Here is a 17,059-nt window from a genome sequence, read left to right on the forward strand (position 1 = left end):
AAGCTCCCGTCACCTTATGAACTTTATAAACTTTATGAACCTTTAACTCTCTTATAATTTGAATCGTCAGATTTTCAACGTATCGAATCCCCGACCATAAACCCCCATAACGGTGTTCATCGTCAAGAACGCATCCGGATCTGCCATCTTCGTTACACGCATAATATTTTGCATCTCGCTCTTACGGGCAACCACGATCAACATCTTACGCGCCTCCCCGGTGTACCATCCCTGACAATCCACCACGGTAACGCCGCGTCGCAAATCACGGGTAATGGAATTCGCCACATCCTCGTATTTTTGAGAAAATATAAGGAATTGTACCGATTGCATCTGTCCCGTAAATACCAAATCAATCGTGTAGGAGTTGACCCCCATCACCACGTAACCATAGATAATAGTGGCTATTTTTGCCGTGGGATCTATCGCAGTATCCTCCCCGATAAAGTAACTACATCCGATGATAAACACATCGATGTACATGATAATTTTACCCGGACTGATATTCCGGTACTTGTTGATAATCATGGCGACAATATCCGTACCGGCAGTACTTCCCCCGTTCACCAGAGAAATACCGATACCCGCACCACACATGATACCGGAAATCACAGCACACATGAATTTATCTTCCAGCAGAGGTTCGTGTATCAGGTTCTGAAACAAACTCAACAGGAAAGAACTCATGAAAATAGCGTAAATGGTCTTAAAACCGAAACGAGGTCCCAGAATCTTGATAGCAATCGCCACCAACAAAAAGTTGATCACGAAATAGCTATACCCGATCGGAATCACCTCTCCGGAAAGGAAATAAATAATTGTTGAAATACCGGTCACTCCACCACCGACCATACGATGCGGAGCCAAAAATGCCGTCACGGCAAACGTGTATATCAACAAACCGAACGTGATCAACAGATACGCCCGGATTTCACTCATCAACTTCTCCTTTGTAACTTTCATCACATTAATTATTTTGTTTTGCCCACGTATCCTTCAAACCAACAGTCCGGTTAAACACCAGCGCTCCCGGCTTGGAATCTTTATCCACGCAGAAATATCCCAGACGTTGGAATTGGAAACGGTCACCTTCTTTCGCCTCCTTCAAACTCGGCTCCAACTTACAGCCCGTCAAAACTTTCAATGAGTTTTCATTCAAGAATTCCTTGAAATCAACATCTTTATGCCCGGCAGGGTCCGGATCTTTAAACAATCGATCGTACAAACGTACTTCCGCCTCGATAGCATCCGGGGCTGACACCCAATGCAAAGTACCTTTCACCTTCCGGTTACTTGCCGATCCGGTACCGCTACGGGTATCCGCATCATACGTACAATGAATTGTCGTGATATTTCCCTCCGCATCCTTCTCCACGCTCTCACACTTCACGATATAAGCCCCTTTCAAGCGAACCTCGTTACCCAAAGTCATCCGGAAAAATTTCTTCGGAGCATCCTCCATGAAATCATCCCGTTCGATATATAGTTCACGAGAGAAAGGAACCATTCTCGTTCCGGCTGTTTCGTCCTCCGGATTATTCTCGATCTCCACGGTCTCCGTCTGTCCTTCCGGGTAATTGTCAATCACCACCCGAACCGGATTCAACACGGCCATCACGCGGGGAGCGATCTTGTTCAAATGCTCCCGGACACAGAACTCCAATAAAGCCATATCCACCACGATCTCCCGACGGGCAACACCCACCTTTTCCGCAAAATTACGGATAGATTCAGGGGTATATCCGGCACGTCTCAACCCGGTAATCGTCGGCATACGGGGATCATCCCAACCAGCCACAATTCCCTTCTGAACGAGTTCCAGCAAACGACGTTTACTCATCACCGTGTAACTCAAGTTACGACGGGCAAACTCAATCTGCCGGGGACGATACTCCGTGTCAATCAACTGATCCAGAAACCAGTTATACAAAGGACGGTGAACCTCGAATTCCAATGTACATATCGAATGTGTAATACCTTCCAGATAATCGCTCTGACCATGCGTGAAATCATACATCGGGTAAATACACCATTTATCCCCGGTTCTGTGATGAGCCACGTGCATGATACGGTACATGATCGGGTCACGCATCAACATATTAGAAGATGCCATATCTATTTTTGCTCGCAAAACTTTCTCTCCGGCTTGGAATTCACCGTTTTTCATCCGGCGGAATAAATCCAAATTCTCTTCCGGAGTCCGATCCCGGTAAGGACTATTTACTCCGGGTTCCGTGGGAGTCATACGTTGAGCGCTGATCACTTCTGCCGGCTGATCGTCCACGTAAGCCTTTCCCTCCAGAATCAATTTTTCAGCCCAGTCATATAACTGTTGAAAATAATCAGATGCAAAATGCGGTTCTCCTTCCCATTGGAAACCTAACCATTGAATATCTTGTTGTATGGAATCAATATATTCGACATCCTCTTTTGAAGGATTTGTGTCATCAAAACGGAGGTTGCATTTTCCCTGGTATTCGGTTGCCAATCCGAAGTTCAAGCATATAGAGGTTGCATGTCCGATATGCAAGTACCCGTTCGGTTCCGGCGGGAAACGAGTATGTACCCGACCGCCGTTCTTTCCCTCGGCCAACTCCTCTTCAATAATCTGTTCGATGAAGTTTAACGATTTACCTTCACCTTCTTCTTCCACGAGATGATTTTTATCCATACTAAAATTATTATAACATATTCGACGCGAAGGTAATTAATTTATGAGAGTTTTAAAAGTTTCTGTATATTTGCAGGCCATGAAAAATATATTTTATACCATAGTATGCTGTCTGATTTCACTCACGTCGCTAGCCCAGAGTGATTTTGGTTACGAAAACCCCGATGGAAGGGATCCCCGGGAAGAAGGAATGCAACGTGATTCCACGAAAGAACAACGTTACGTTCCGCATCATCGTTTAACTTGGAAATGGGTACACGACGGTGTGTATAAAGAATTTTACCAAATTGACACTCTCCAAGACGGGTTACAAAACACGAACTTGATATTCAAACACAGTGTTTCCAATACATACCTGGGAAACTTCCCGGCACCTTACGTATCAGACATTTACATCCTGCGTCCCCGAGGAGAAGATTTCTTACCGCAAGATCGGCTAAGAGATTATTTCTTTAAACCGGAAGACGCGTTAGATTACAACACTACCACGCCTTTCACGCAATTAAGTTATTTCAACGGCGGGGGCCGGGGAAAAACAGAGGACTGGCTGGACGTGTGGCACATCCAGAACATACGCCCCTATTGGAATGCCGGATTCCGGTATAACCTCATTTCATCGGATGGTGCCTATTCTTATCAAAAATCCAAAACTTACAATTTTTCTTTTTTCAGTTCATACGAAAAAGACCGGATGGCAGTATCCATGTTCATAAACCAGAATATGGCACACATCACCGAGAATGGTGGTATCGAAAACCTAGCCGATATTCGGGATACCTCGCTTGATCCCAAAGTTGTCGGCACACGGCTTGCCATGGAGCCAAAGAACAACCTCATGAATTTCAATTTCAAGGCTCTAGCGCAATATAATATCGGTAATCCCAAAGAAATCATCACGCAAAAAGATAGTGCCACGATAGACACCACGATCACCTATCCCATGAAATTTGCCTTGGCCCTCAAAGCAGAGGATAATCGTTACTCGTTCAAAGAAGAAAGTGTCGAAGAAGGATTTTTCTCTGATACCACCTACATTAGTAAACAGGGAAATTCCGACATGATCAAAAACCGGAAATATGAAATCGATGCCAAATTCATTTTGAATGAACATCCCAAATATAAATATTTACCGGGCGTGTATGCCGGACTTAAATTCAAATACCTGAGTTACGATCAACGGGTCTCGCTGGACACAATTAATAACAGGGGAACCAGCAAATACACCGGGACATACCTGACAGCAGGAACCTTTAACATGGACAGTACCACCATGTTTAATTTCGACATCTGGGGGAGTTTCTGCCTAGCCGGAGATTATTCTGCCGACTATTCATTAGAAGGACAAATTATCCAGTACTTGAATAAAGGAAGAAATTCCTCCGTCACCGTCCATGCCTTGCTGGAAACGCAAACCCCGAATCACTACTATCTCCAATACCAAGGGAACCACAATCAATGGGAGAATAGTTTTGACAAGATACACGCCTACAATTTACGAGGGCATTACACGAATAAACGCCTTCGGACAGAAGTCGGGGTGGCCCTCAACAACACAAAGAACTATATTTATTTCGACACAACCGCTATGCCCCGTCAATATGATGGAGACCTTATGGTATTCACGGCATGGGCAAAACAAATATTCCGACTGGGACATTTCTACTTCGACCAGAAAGTGTATTACCAAGTGACCAACAAGGAAAAGATACTACCATTACCCCAAGTAGCACTTCACTCGCACAATTACTACCAGAACCGCTTTTTTAAACAAGCTTTGGGTTTCCAGATCGGTATCGACTTGTTCTACAACACCTCGTTCTATGCAAATGCGTACGACCCGGCAATCATGCAGTTCTACAACCAGGAAATCGAGAAAACCGGAAACTATCCGAAAATGGATGTATTCGTCACGTTAAATATAAAACGAGCCGACTTATTTGTTAAATACGAACACTTTAACGAGTTCTTTGGCAGCAGGGATTATTTCTCGGCATACACCTATCCAATCAACCCGGCAAAGGTGAAATTCGGTATCCGGTGGAACTTTTTTGACTAACACAAGAAGCTCGCTAACGTGATGAAAACCACAAACTACTTTTACTAATTTGGTAGTTTACAACATTTTCCGTATTTTTGCAGTATGTATATAATAAAAACTATTACGTACACGCTGTTGTTCTTATCCTGTTTCGCCTCGTGCAAAACAAAACAAGAAGAACTACCGCTAGTCATACCAGAACCCGGAACGTTGGAAAAAATAGAGCAACGCGGGGTATTAAATGTATGTAGCTATTACAACACGACAGACTACTACGTGTATAAAGGTATTCCCAAAGGATTTCACTACGAATTGGTAAAAGATTTCGCCGATTATCTGGGAGTGAAGCTAAATATCGAAATAAACACGAATATTGACGAAAGTATTCAAAAACTGAATGAAGGCCAATATGACTTGATCGCCATGAGCCTCTCTGTCACGGATTCCCGAAAAGAAGACGTGCAATTCAGCCTCCCCCTATTCACCACCAGCCAAGTACTCGTTCAACACACGTCGGACACGCTTCTCCAATCGGTAGATGACCTCAAGGGTAAAGAAATATTTTTACAGGAAGGCACCTCTTTCACCCGATTCCTGCAACACTTAAACGATTCCTTACAATTAAATCTGAAAATCACCGAACTAGAAGATGTCACGTTCGAAGACATTTTACTAAAAATAGAAAACGGGGAAATTCCCTACACGGTCATCGATAAAAATATTGCCCAGATCGCCTCCCAGTACATGAAACATATTGATTACTCTCTTCAGCTATCCGCCGAGAGCCCTGTGGCTTGGGCCGTCACGAAAAAAGCTACTCTATTGGATGAAGAAATCAATACTTGGCTGGACGCCATTAAAAAGAGCGGAAAACTAAATGTCCTGTATAACCGTTATTACAAAAACAGTTACATCACGTCATTACACAACTCCAAATACTACAAACTGAAAAATGGAGTTATCTCCAGCTTTGACCCAATCATCAAAAAAGAGGCTCGGACAATCGGTTGGGATTGGCGCCTATTGGCAGCCGTTATCTACCAAGAATCCGGTTTCGACCCGGAAGCCACTTCCCACCTTGGGGCTGTCGGTCTGATGCAAGTTATGCCGGAAACCTCCCTGCAACTCGGATTCGAAGAATACGAAGAACCTAAAGACAACATTCATGTCGGGGCTTACTATCTAAAATACCTGGAAAACAAGTTCAACAAATTCGACCTCGACACGCTGGAACAAATTAAGTTCACTTTGGCTGCCTATAATGCAGGTCTGGGACACGTACTCGATGCAATCCGCTTAGCCGAATCATACGGAAAAAACCCAAAAGTCTGGGATAACAACGTGGATTATTTCATGCTCCATAAATCCCAACCGGAAATATACCGGGATTCTGTTGTCCGTTTCGGCTATTGCGACGGGAAACAAACATTTAATTTCGTCAACAACATCATGGAAAACTATACCCATTATAAAAACACAATAAAAAAATAATTTATAATAAAAAGTTAGCTTGTGGGGAGGAATCACTTCATCGTAAATCATAAATCACAAAATCTCACGGGCGAATATTGATTTACATTAATATTTTTCATACCTTCGCATCAGAGTTTTGATCATTATTTAACTAATTGCTAAGGATATGCCTTACAGAAGATTACCGAATACAGACGCAGCAAGGATAAGGGCATTAGAAACAGCCTTGAATAACGAAGAGTTTTCTAATATCAACAACTTACCGTTTTCATTAAATCTTAGGCAAAAGATTGAATTCTTTTTACCAAGATTCAAAACGGCAATCACGAATTCTCAATGCGCCAGAGATAAACAAAACGTGAACAGCCGGAAATATGCAGAATATACACGAAAAGCAAAATTATACATTTCTCATTTTCTGCAAGTACTGAATTTCACGATAGCCCGGGGAGAATTAAAACCCGTGGCAAGAACTTTTTATGGAATTGATGAAAATGATACTAAACTCCCGTCACTGGTTTCTGATCAGGATTTACTGGAATGGGGAGCAAAAGTGATAACCGGAGAACAAGAACGTACTCGTAATGGCGGGGGAAATCCCGTGTACAGTCCTTCCATCGCTCTGGTGAAAGTGAACTATGAAAACTTCAAACAAGCCTATGCCGCCCAAAAGCAATTCCAGCAGAACTCCGCACGTTGCAGTGCCGAAGTAGCACAATACCGGGGCGAGGCCGACGAATACATTCTAACCTTGTGGAACGAAATCGAAGCTCATTACGCAGACCTCGAAGACGAAGAAATACGCCGCCAAAAATGCGAACATTTCGGTCTGGTCTACGTCTTCCGCAAAGGTGAAAAAGAAGAAATAAAAAGAAAAAAGGAAGCTGAACGCATCACGCTCAAACTCCCTTTTTAATTTTAGATCCTATCGATTAAGTGATTTAATGATTTTCGATTAAGTGATTTTAATCACCAAATCATAGAATCGGCAATCACGGAATCTTTTTCATTCTAAACCTTAAATCTAAATTACATATACAGATCTCTCTCCCCTCTCGCGATTCTATCATAATAGGAACGGAACGTGGGGAGTAATTTTTTATCTGTAAAGAATGGCATATTTTCAATTTCCTGCAACTCCTGTGCGATCAACTTCTCTCCGATCTCACGAGTCTCCGGAGAAGCGTAGTCATTCAGATATTCCCGGAACGTCAATACTGCATTTAGTTTACAGAATTTCCCTTCCACACCTTTCTCCAACAAATTCATGATCTTATCCCCCGTACGACCGCAGCGATACCCTGCCGTACAGAAAGAAGTAATCATCCCGTCATGGGCCAATTCACGGATTACCTCGTCCAAAGAACGCTGATCGCCCAACATAAACTGCACCTTATCCGGGTTCTCCTCTTGTTTCAACTTCTTGGCATAAGCCCCGATCCCCAACTTAGAAGAAGCATCCGTTTGCGTACACCCGTAATGATTGATCAGATCGCGTTTCAGATCCGGATTCTCACGTGCCGTCACGATCAACCCACTATACGGAATTGCCAGACGCAACACGGAAACCACCCGTTTCATGGCTTCGTCACTCACGATATAAGGAGAATGTTCACTCAAGAATGAACCGGGAGCCGGTTGCATACGCGGGAATGACACGGTATGCGGTCCGATACCGAAATGTTTCTCCAAATCCCAAGCATGGTGAACCAACCCCATCACGTCGAACTTCCAATCGTACAAGCCGAATAAAGCCCCAATAGCCACGTCATCCACCCCGGCCTCCATAGCTCGATGCATGGCATAAAGCCGCCAGCGATAATTTCCTTTCACCGTGTTTGCCGGATGCAATTCGGCATATCTTCCCCGGTGGTAGGTTTCCTGAAACACCTGGAACGTACCGATTCCCGCACGCCATAATTTCTTCATGTCGGCAATCTCCATGGGAGCCGCGTTCACGTTTACCCGACGAATATTATTAAAACCATTCCCCGTAGGAGTCGTGCGTTTCACGGAATAAATCGTGGAAATAGAATCCGCGATATAGTCGGCTCCATTTTTAGGATGCTCGCCATACACGGCAATCATTCGCTTATGTCCCTCGTCAATCACGGCAGCCACCTCATCCCGCACCTCATCCATCGTCAGGACATGGCGAACTTCGTCTTTATTCTCCGCACGAAACCCGCAATATTTACAGCTGTTCACGCAAAGATTCGACAAATACAAAGGAGCAAAGAAAACGATACGATTATCATATACTTTTTTCTTCACTTCCAACGCCGCCTCCTGCATTTCATGTAATAATTCCGGGTCCTCCACGTTCAGCAAGGTGGCCGTTTCTGCTGGAGTTAAAATCTTTATATCCAAAGATTTCTGTAAAATATCCCGAACTTGTTGTTTGTCGGGATTTTTATACTTTTCAATATCCGCAAATATCTGTTCCTCGTCAATAAAATCCTTTCCTCCATCCAGATATTTATCGATCTCTGCCTGTTTGATTACGCTGGCAGTCCAATCTTTCACACTACTCATTTTTCACTTAATTACAAGTTCATAAAAGTCCTAAAGTCTACAAAGCTCACCATACACGTTTCCCTCCCCACCGTCACGTGAATATCTTTACGTATATACAAAGATCGTTAATTATTTCATCAATGCTCTCTATTCCTGATATTTATTTTCAATCAGTCCATAAAGAAAATCAATAACCTGATCGTTAAATCCGTAGACTTTCCTGCTAAATCCCTATGAACCTTAGCTTAATAATTCTTTCACAATAGCTGAAATAGCTTTCCCGTCAGCAACCCCGGCCAATTCTTTGGAAGCAACACCCATCACTTTTCCCATCTCCTTAGCAGAAGTCGCCCCAACCTTCTCGATGATCACTTTTAACGCAGTTCTCAATTCTTCCTCGCTCAACTGCTTCGGCAAGAACTCGTTCAGCACCTCAACCTGTGCCATCTCGTGAGCATACAAATCCTCACGTCCTTGATTTTTATATATTTCGGCCGACTCGCGTCCTTGTTTAGCCAACTTCTGGATAATCTTCACGCTTTCACTATCAGCAATTTGCTCCGGAGCCCCGGCAACAGATTTTGCCTCGATAAAAACCTTCTTTATATTTCTTAAAACTTCCAAACGAATGGTATCTTTAGCCTTCATGGCAGCCATGATGCCTTTGCTAACCTGTTCTTCTATTGTCATTGTTTCTGTATTTAAAATTTAAACTCACGAAGTTACTATTTATTCCTCAAATTTCCACTAGCCATTTTTAATTTTCGAAATACTAACGTAATTTTGTATCGTAAAAACACCTACATGAAAACAATCATCACGAACAAAACCATCTGGAACATAGCTTACCCGATCATATTGGGTAGTTTGGCACAAACTCTCATTACCCTTACCGACACGGCATTTTTGGGACGAGTCAGCGAAGTTGCCTTGGGAGCTTCCGCCATGGCCGGAATCTACTATTATGTTTTTTCCACGCTAGCCTGGGGATTTTCTATCGGGATACAAATTATCGTGGCCCGGCGACTCGGGGAAGGTAAACTAAACCGGATCGGGGTTGTTTTCGAACACGGGCTATGTTTCGTGTTTCTCCTGTCCATGACACTCTTTCTTATTCAACGGTATTACAGTGATGTACTGCTTGGAGCCTCCATCCAGTCACCCAAAATTTACGCGGCAGCCATGGAATACATGTCCTACCGCCATTACGGGATTATATTCGTGTGTTTCAACTTCCTGTTCCGAGCCCTTTACATCGGACTCTCCAACACGAAGATCATCGGCTACTCAACGGCAGCCATGGCCACCATTAACGTGATTTTCAACTATCTACTCATTTTCGGGAAATTCGGTTTTCCGGAATTGGGAGTCGGTGGCGCGGCACTTGCCTCCGTAATGGCAGAGATTTCCGCCTGTCTTATTTTCATTTTCTATACTTTATTAAAACTCCCGATCAAACAATATGCACTTTTCTCGTTCCACAAATTGGAAGGTTGGCTCATGCTCACCGTGCTGAAAACGGCCTTCCCGACCATGTTGCAAAAGCTATTGTCATTTGGAACATGGTACATATTTTTCATGCTCATCGAACACATGGGAGAACGCCCCATCGCGATAACCATTATCGTACGTAGTGTCTATATGCTTATCCTCATCCCGGTATTCGGTTACGGTGCGACTGCAAACACGCTAACCAGCCGCTTGATCGGGGAACAAAGACAACCGGAAATCATGAGAACCTTGCGCCGGATCGTGAAACTCTCCATGCTAAGTGTCCTTCCCGTTCTACTTATATGCTACATATTCCCACATTACGTGCTATCCATCTACTCCAATAGTAGCGAACTGATCGCGGCATCTATTCCGTCTCTTTACGTGGTCGGTCTGGCAGCCCTCAGTTTCTGTTTCGGAATCACGTTCTTCGAGGCCATTTCCGGGACAGGAAACACCACGCATGCACTCATCCTTGAGAGTTTTGTCCTTATTTTTTACACGTTCCAAACGTGGCTATTCACCACGGCCGTTCGTTCCGATGTGGCATTCGTGTGGACTGTAGAAATCACTTATGGCATATTAATCGGTGTCGTTTCGTTACTCTACCTCAAGTACACGAAATGGCAACAAAAGAAAGTTTGAAGATGATACTCTATTTATAAGGGGATAGTCCGCAGATACCAAACAGCAGCTCAAAGGTAACCTTATTGATAGGGTATCAACAAGTCATCAATACCGCAAGTAATCTTTTCAATATATTATATCTATACTTTATGAACCTTATTTAATATAAGGTTCATATAAGGTTTCTATAAGGTATCTATAAGGTTCATGACGGTATTGATGTGCTATTCATCCATTAATCAACATGAAATCAGAATAGACTTCCTATACAAAACTCACTTACTTTCTCCCCTCATTCATCCCTTGCCCAAACACACAAAATGAAACCATCTTGAAATATATAATTGAGGTTTATAGAACGTTAAAAAACTTCACTATTCACATTAAAAAAGGCTACAGAAAGCCTTTTTAAGAAAGAAAAGATACCTCTATTTAATCCTAAAACAAATAATTAATAATAGTTAAAATAAAATTCAACAACAGGCTCTCAAAGCCGATTTTAACTTATTGAATAACTTTATTTTACACGCACATATTAATTAATAATCAATACCATTTATATTAACAAAAATGTTTGTATATTGCAATGCTTTTAAACACCTTTTTTTTGATTAAAATTAAGAAATACCAATAGGAATAATTTCATTTAAGCGTGGAACTAAAATTTAAGTATTATTTAAGCACAAAGAAATTTATATTTCTTTTGTGCATCATCATTTTACCGTCTATCAGTCATGCACAATCCGTAGGATCAACAGGTGCGACAGCTGTCGATTCCCTCCGCAGGCAATTCGAAAAGGATGCAACACAAACTGTTGCTGATTTTGAAGAATATAGCAAAAAAGCACTGGAAGAATACGAAAAATACGAGGCACAGGCACGTGCGGACTATTCTCGCTATACCCGCTCTATCAAACAGACCTGGGGTAGTGATACGATCGTAGACAACACCCCGACAAAATGGGTCGAATACAGTAATGACTATCAAAATCGCTCGATTGTTGATTTTGACCAAGGAAAAATCCTCGTGGAAGTCGCCCTTGATGACAACAACACGGTAGATACCAACGCTATAAACACACGTTTGGCTACCGCCATTGAACATTTACTGAAAAGTCAAGGATCAACCTGCCCTTACCAATCATCCGTTGACGTCTCAAAGCCTTTAACCAATAATCCCGTACTGGACGGTTTGGTCGATTTTTCCATGTATAAACCCGACAAAACCTTAAGTTCAACGGGGAAAGAGACAACACCCGTTCGTGCAGCCCCTCCCACCCCTACGGTGAAAGGACAAAAATTGTCCCTCAATACCAATCAAAAGAAAGAATCATCCGGGGACACGGTCTCCACGGGAACAACTATGGCTCGTCGCGTACAAGAAGAAGGTAACAAGAATTCCGGCAATCCGCTAGCGGACAAACGGGAAGAAGCTCACAAACGGGCTGAACAAAAAACACAGGGTTGGCAAAATGAAGCTGAAAAGGCCATTTTAGTAAAAACAATAGCCGCACAAAGCCCCAAAAAGATCACGAAAGTGAAAGGAGACGACGGGAAAGTACGTCAAGTGGTTCAAATAGAGATGAATCTTGTTTCCGACAATCTATCAAAAAACGCAACACTTTATAAAGACCTCGTGGCAGAATTTTCACAAGTATTCCAAATCGAGCAACCGCTGATTTTTGCCGTGATGGAACAAGAGTCCCGTTTCAACCCCGAGGCAACGAGTTGGGTACCCGCTTACGGGCTGATGCAACTGGTGCCCAAGTCCGGGGGATTGGATGCCTATAATTACGTGTATAGAAACACTTGGGCCCCGACACGGAGCTATCTTTTCGTTCCCCGCAATAATATTGAGCTGGGCACGGCCTATCTTCGTGTTCTCATGAATCAATTTTCCTCTGTTACCGACCCGCATTGTCGCAGGCTTTGTGTCATTGCCAGCTATAATACCGGAGCGGGAAACGTGAGTAGAGCCTTTACCGGGGCTACGAATTTAAACAAAGCAATCCCGTTGATTAATAAATATAATTACGAACAGTTATACAGCCACCTCACGAATCGTTTAAGCACGAGTGAGGCCCGCAATTATGTTTCAGGAGTTAGCAAGCGACGGGAAAAATATCTCAAACCATAAAAAGAAATACCAATGTTTTGTCCAGAGTGTGGTAATCGTATCGAAGATCAGAATATACATTTTTGTCCGGAATGCGGAGCAAGAATAGAACAAGAGAGTAACACCGAAAAAAAGGCACCCGTCAAACCTCACCCTCAAGGAATGAGTATGCACGGATTGATTTTCACGAACTTGGGTTTACTAGCCGAAAAGACGGGAACAGACGAGCAAAGCCTGATGGCCATCTTTGATGCATTCATCCGACAGAAACGGGAATACGGCATCTCGTATAAACTCGTTGATGCGGGTAATTACACGTATCGGAAAAGTGGTTTTTGGGGCAACTCGAAAAAAGTACATTTAAAGATAACCAGCCCATTATGGGATTACATGGACATTCTGATGGATGTCCATAACGGGGAGCAGGCGGCAGGAGACGAAATATCGCAATATCTATTTATTATAGGAGGTAGTGACATTATTCCCATGCCATGCATCCATCACTACATTCCCAACGACAGTAACGATGACAGTATCGACACGGATATGCTCTACGCTTACCCCTATGGGAAGGAGATGATTACCTTGCTCGAGAATCAAGCAGCATTTACATATGACCAGCTCTTTTTCGTGGGAAGGTTACCCCTCGGAGAAGACGCTTCACTCGAAGATTTGTGTGGTTATCTGGAGCGCAACATCGATTATTCCAACGGATTCCCGATGAACGAGGCTTACGGTCAATGTGACCCGCACTGGAAGAAGGTGTCCAGTTACGTGGCAAATGATCTTCTGAACGGGAATTATTTCCGTGATCTGAGCCGTTACCTGTCTCCGGATCACTATTATAACCGGTTACTCCTTTCCCCCATGGTCGTGGAAGGGAATCTACAACAAGTTTTCCACACGAACGCCTCGTTATACTATTTCAATCTTCACGGCGGAGAAGGATTGGAATCACGCGGTTACGCGGGAGTTATGCTCAACAAGGAAGAGTACGGGGCATTACCGGCCATAGAACCGGAACACATGATGACCTGCGAGGAACCCAATATCGTTATCAGTGAAGCCTGTTACGGGGGACGTTTTATCGGGCTGGACCAACACCACAGCATGATGCTTGCCTCCCTGTTCACGAACACGCTGGCCTTTGTCGGATCATCACGCGTGGCTTGGGGTGCCGTTGATGACGCCTCTTCTCCCCAATCCGGAGTATCGGTAAGTTACGCCGACATCATCGCCGGTTATTTCATCAGTGCCATCCTACAAGGCTATACAGTGGCTGAAGCATTATTTATTGCCCGCAGTGCCGTGTTGCAAGGAACCGTTCCGGGAGACCCTCATGCAGCGCTGACCGTCGTGGAGTTCAATCTTTTCGGTGATCCGATGACCACGATGAACGTTCGTACAAACTTGAAATCCGGAAATAAAATTACATCCAAAACAACCTTGGTCGATCCGAATACTAAAATAGGATGCACGATCGAGAAAATAAAAACAGAAAAAGAGAACGGCTCTATTCTGGAACAGGTACGGGGTGCTGTAAATGCCAACATCCAACAAATTCATGCCACAATAGGACAACACTTGTACGCAAGCTATGGAATCAAACCTCGTCCGATGGAAGAAGTTTTAAAGATCAAGTACAGTAACGGGCAGGAAGAGATGAAATTCAATTATGACCTGACTTCCGAAAGGCAGATCCCCGCTCGGTTTGTTGTCACGACCAGTTCGGATGGAAAAATTAAGAGTGTATATACCACAAGATAATCTACTAAACGTGAAACTATAAAACTATACAATATGAATTGCCCTAAATGTAACACAAGTCTTCGTCCGGGAGTAAAATTTTGCACTTCTTGCGGACAAAAAATAGAGGAATCAACCACGTGTTCCCAATGCGGAACCCCGTTAAAACCAGGAGCTAAATTCTGTATCAAATGCGGTCAGAAAGTTGTTCTTGCGGAAAAGACATCTACCCCGTCACCGGAAACGACGTCAGACATCAATTCAGTCAAGGGACGTATATACTGGAACATACAACCGGGACAGGTGGCCCGTGTGATTAACGAAACGGAATTCGACTCGTATAACGATATTCAAGGTATTATCATCCCGGAAGGGACAACAGCCTATATTCGTGCCAACGGACGCACGATTGCCTCCATCAGCGGAGGAACGTATAATTTCAAAGGCTCGTCCGGTGATTCTTCCGGTCCCTCGACAGATTCGTTACGCAAGGGATGGTCATTTATTGTCAACCTATTCAAAAACAAGAAAAAAGAAGAGAAAACGACAACGGAGGAACTCTACCTGCAACAACAAAATTTGATTCGGGAAAACGCCCGGAAAGGAGCCGCTTTCTCGGTTGTTATCCTACTGGATAAGTCTTTCCCACTTCTTTTCGGTTCCCGACAAGGCGAACTCGACAATTACAAGGATTTTGTCCCTATGAAGATACAAACCCGGTACCTCGATATGGCACTGGGAGTGAACGCATATTTCAAGATTTCAGACCCGGAGCGCTTCATCGTTCATTACCTGACCGAGCGCCAGATGTTGAACACGACCGTTATCGTGGACGAAATCACGGATACCATCCGGAACGTGTTACAAGATACGTTGTATGACACGGAACTTACATCGAATCGTATACCGCAGGAACTTCATGCTTTACTGAAAGACAAAATCAATGCCGTGGCACCGGAAGCCTTCTTCGGAATATCCATCGTGCGTATTGTTGAGATTTCAGCGACCAGCGAGGATTTAGAGCGTTTTAGAGTGTTGAGCCGCGAGCTTTACCTTTCGGATAAAGAATTGGATTACCTCCGACGTACCAATGATTTCAAGAACCGAATGGCAGACACAGTGAATGAACAACGTCTACACGAAGCCACGACCGACCTCGACCTGGATAAACAACTGGAAACGATTAATCATGACCGGTTGCTACATGAAGACGAAGTGGAAAAATTCAAACATTTCCTGCAAAACGAACGCATCGTACGGGAGGCTCAAAACGATGGAGAGCGGGATGCGGCCCTTCTGGAAATTGTCAAGACAGGATTAATTCGTGAAGATGAAGCCCGTGCTCTCCACAATCAACTGGAAACAAACGATTACCAACGAGGGATGATGTTCCAGATGATGCAACTCCGTGACGGTATCGAGTTCGAGCGCACCCGTATGGAAGGCGAAGCTGAAAAAGCGACTCTAATTATCAAAAAAGAACTTGAGCTACAAGGTCTTCAAGACGATTACGAGGATAGCCGTTTCTATAAAGAAGTTGACAAACAACGCGTGGTGGCCGAAACGAACCTCGATCTGGATCAACGCCAGCGAGACATGGACTACAATGATGCCAAACGGATGCATGATATGGACCGGGAAGATGACGACAACCAGTTCCAACAATTTATGGCCATGCAAAACGCGGAGGAACAAGCAAAAGAAAATCAACGCAAGCATGAGGCGGAAGTAGAACAAAACCGCTTAAAGACAGCCGAAGAAATGGAACGTCTGAAATGGGAAAATGCCAAAGAACTTTCCGATGAAAAAGTGTGGGCATTAAACGGTGGGGATGCTGCCGTGGCTTACGCGGAAAATAAATACAGCTCGGAGGCCGAACGTGAGGCTAGTGAACGACTAGAAGCTCAACGCCGGGAAATGGACGCTCGCTTGGAAGCCGAACGGGCCTCTCGTGACACGGATCACCGGGAGAATCAAGCCCAAATGTTCCAGATGATGCGGGACATGATGACTATGACCGGAGGAATTCAAGCACAGAAGGTGGAAGACAAGGAACGTCGGGCTCAAGAAGAAATGGCCGAAAAAGAACGCCAGCTACGTGAACGGGATGAGCGTATACTCCGTCAGGAAGGACGAATGGACACGGCTTATGACCGGGCGTTGGATTACACGACTCACAATAATATGCCACCACAGACACCTCAACAGGTAGCTCCGGCACAACCCGAACAACAAGCCCCACGGCCACAACAGGCGCAAACACCACAAGCCCCCGCGGCAAAAACAGTCACTTCGACCCTCTGTCCGGATTGTGGAGCCTCGCTGGAACCCGGAATGAAATTCTGCGCTGATTGTGGAGCCAGTATATAGCAAAATGATT

Annotated in this window: 11 protein-coding genes; 7 read left to right on the forward strand and 4 right to left on the reverse strand. The window is 44.0% G+C overall.

The window, feature by feature from the left end:
- Nucleotides 1-66: 66 nt before the first annotated feature.
- Together F1644_RS06660 and F1644_RS06665 are read right to left on the reverse strand one after the other, a co-directional pair.
- The gene (locus tag F1644_RS06660) at nt 67-963 is read right to left on the reverse strand and encodes a YitT family protein (RefSeq protein ID WP_087421147.1); all 897 of its coding nucleotides are present in this window, start codon (nt 961-963) and stop codon (nt 67-69) included.
- A gap of 4 nt (nt 964-967) precedes the next feature.
- The gene (locus tag F1644_RS06665) at nt 968-2,671 is read right to left on the reverse strand and encodes a glutamine--tRNA ligase/YqeY domain fusion protein (protein ID WP_118304839.1); all 1,704 of its coding nucleotides are present in this window, start codon (nt 2,669-2,671) and stop codon (nt 968-970) included.
- 79 nt (nt 2,672-2,750) lie between these two features.
- On the opposite strand from F1644_RS06665, the gene F1644_RS06670 reads away from it, so the two are divergent.
- The 3 genes from F1644_RS06670 (at nt 2,751) to F1644_RS06680 (ending at nt 7,098) form a co-directional block, all read left to right on the forward strand.
- Nucleotides 2,751-4,727, forward strand: coding sequence for a putative porin (locus F1644_RS06670; RefSeq protein ID WP_087421145.1), 1,977 nt, complete (start codon nt 2,751-2,753; stop codon nt 4,725-4,727).
- 84 nt (nt 4,728-4,811) lie between these two features.
- Nucleotides 4,812-6,200, forward strand: a complete 1,389-nt coding sequence (locus tag F1644_RS06675; RefSeq protein WP_118304840.1) for an MltF family protein — start codon at nt 4,812-4,814, stop codon at nt 6,198-6,200.
- A 148-nt stretch (nt 6,201-6,348) separates the two neighbouring features.
- Nucleotides 6,349-7,098: a hypothetical protein gene (locus F1644_RS06680; protein WP_087421143.1), complete on the forward strand. Its 750-nt coding sequence runs from the start codon at nt 6,349-6,351 to the stop codon at nt 7,096-7,098.
- A gap of 113 nt (nt 7,099-7,211) precedes the next feature.
- On the opposite strand, the gene hydG is transcribed toward F1644_RS06680, so the two are convergent.
- Nucleotides 7,212-8,717 carry a [FeFe] hydrogenase H-cluster radical SAM maturase HydG gene (gene hydG / locus F1644_RS06685; protein WP_087421142.1) on the reverse strand — a complete coding sequence of 502 codons (1,506 nt, stop codon included), beginning with the start codon at nt 8,715-8,717 and terminating at the stop codon, nt 7,212-7,214.
- 222 nt (nt 8,718-8,939) lie between these two features.
- Nucleotides 8,940-9,389 carry a GatB/YqeY domain-containing protein gene (locus F1644_RS06690; RefSeq protein ID WP_087421141.1) on the reverse strand — a complete coding sequence of 150 codons (450 nt, stop codon included), beginning with the start codon at nt 9,387-9,389 and terminating at the stop codon, nt 8,940-8,942.
- Between the two features lie 114 nt (nt 9,390-9,503).
- Here F1644_RS06690 and F1644_RS06695 point away from each other — a divergent pair, with 114 nt between their 5' ends.
- The 4 genes from F1644_RS06695 to F1644_RS06710 all read left to right on the forward strand — a co-directional run bounded on the left by F1644_RS06695 (nt 9,504) and on the right by F1644_RS06710 (nt 17,049).
- Nucleotides 9,504-10,835 (forward strand): MATE family efflux transporter, encoded by a 1,332-nt coding sequence (locus F1644_RS06695; RefSeq protein WP_118304841.1) that lies wholly within the window; start codon nt 9,504-9,506, stop codon nt 10,833-10,835.
- A 685-nt stretch (nt 10,836-11,520) separates the two neighbouring features.
- A complete protein-coding gene (locus F1644_RS06700; protein WP_158571928.1) occupies nt 11,521-12,954 on the forward strand; it encodes a murein transglycosylase domain-containing protein in 1,434 nt (477 codons plus the stop codon).
- Between the two features lie 12 nt (nt 12,955-12,966).
- Complete coding sequence (locus F1644_RS06705; RefSeq protein ID WP_118304862.1) at nt 12,967-14,700, forward strand: C25 family cysteine peptidase; 1,734 nt, start codon at nt 12,967-12,969, stop codon at nt 14,698-14,700.
- Between the two features lie 33 nt (nt 14,701-14,733).
- Nucleotides 14,734-17,049, forward strand: a complete 2,316-nt coding sequence (locus F1644_RS06710; protein ID WP_118304843.1) for a zinc-ribbon domain-containing protein — start codon at nt 14,734-14,736, stop codon at nt 17,047-17,049.
- Nucleotides 17,050-17,059 lie beyond the last annotated feature (10 nt).

The sequence above is a fragment of the Butyricimonas paravirosa genome (assembly GCF_032878955.1).
Taxonomy (GTDB): Bacteria; Bacteroidota; Bacteroidia; order Bacteroidales; family Marinifilaceae; genus Butyricimonas; species Butyricimonas paravirosa.

Coding starts and splice junctions, on each gene's coding strand:
- F1644_RS06690 (WP_087421141.1), bottom strand. CDS start 9,389: ATGACAATAGAAGAACAGGTTAGCAAAGGCATCATGGCTGCCATGAAG.
- F1644_RS06660 (WP_087421147.1), bottom strand. CDS start 963: ATGAAAGTTACAAAGGAGAAGTTGATGAGTGAAATCCGGGCGTATCTG.
- F1644_RS06665 (WP_118304839.1), bottom strand. CDS start 2,671: ATGGATAAAAATCATCTCGTGGAAGAAGAAGGTGAAGGTAAATCGTTA.
- F1644_RS06670 (WP_087421145.1), top strand. CDS start 2,751: ATGAAAAATATATTTTATACCATAGTATGCTGTCTGATTTCACTCACG.
- F1644_RS06705 (WP_118304862.1), top strand. CDS start 12,967: ATGTTTTGTCCAGAGTGTGGTAATCGTATCGAAGATCAGAATATACAT.
- F1644_RS06675 (WP_118304840.1), top strand. CDS start 4,812: ATGTATATAATAAAAACTATTACGTACACGCTGTTGTTCTTATCCTGT.
- F1644_RS06710 (WP_118304843.1), top strand. CDS start 14,734: ATGAATTGCCCTAAATGTAACACAAGTCTTCGTCCGGGAGTAAAATTT.
- F1644_RS06695 (WP_118304841.1), top strand. CDS start 9,504: ATGAAAACAATCATCACGAACAAAACCATCTGGAACATAGCTTACCCG.
- F1644_RS06680 (WP_087421143.1), top strand. CDS start 6,349: ATGCCTTACAGAAGATTACCGAATACAGACGCAGCAAGGATAAGGGCA.
- hydG (WP_087421142.1), bottom strand. CDS start 8,717: ATGAGTAGTGTGAAAGATTGGACTGCCAGCGTAATCAAACAGGCAGAG.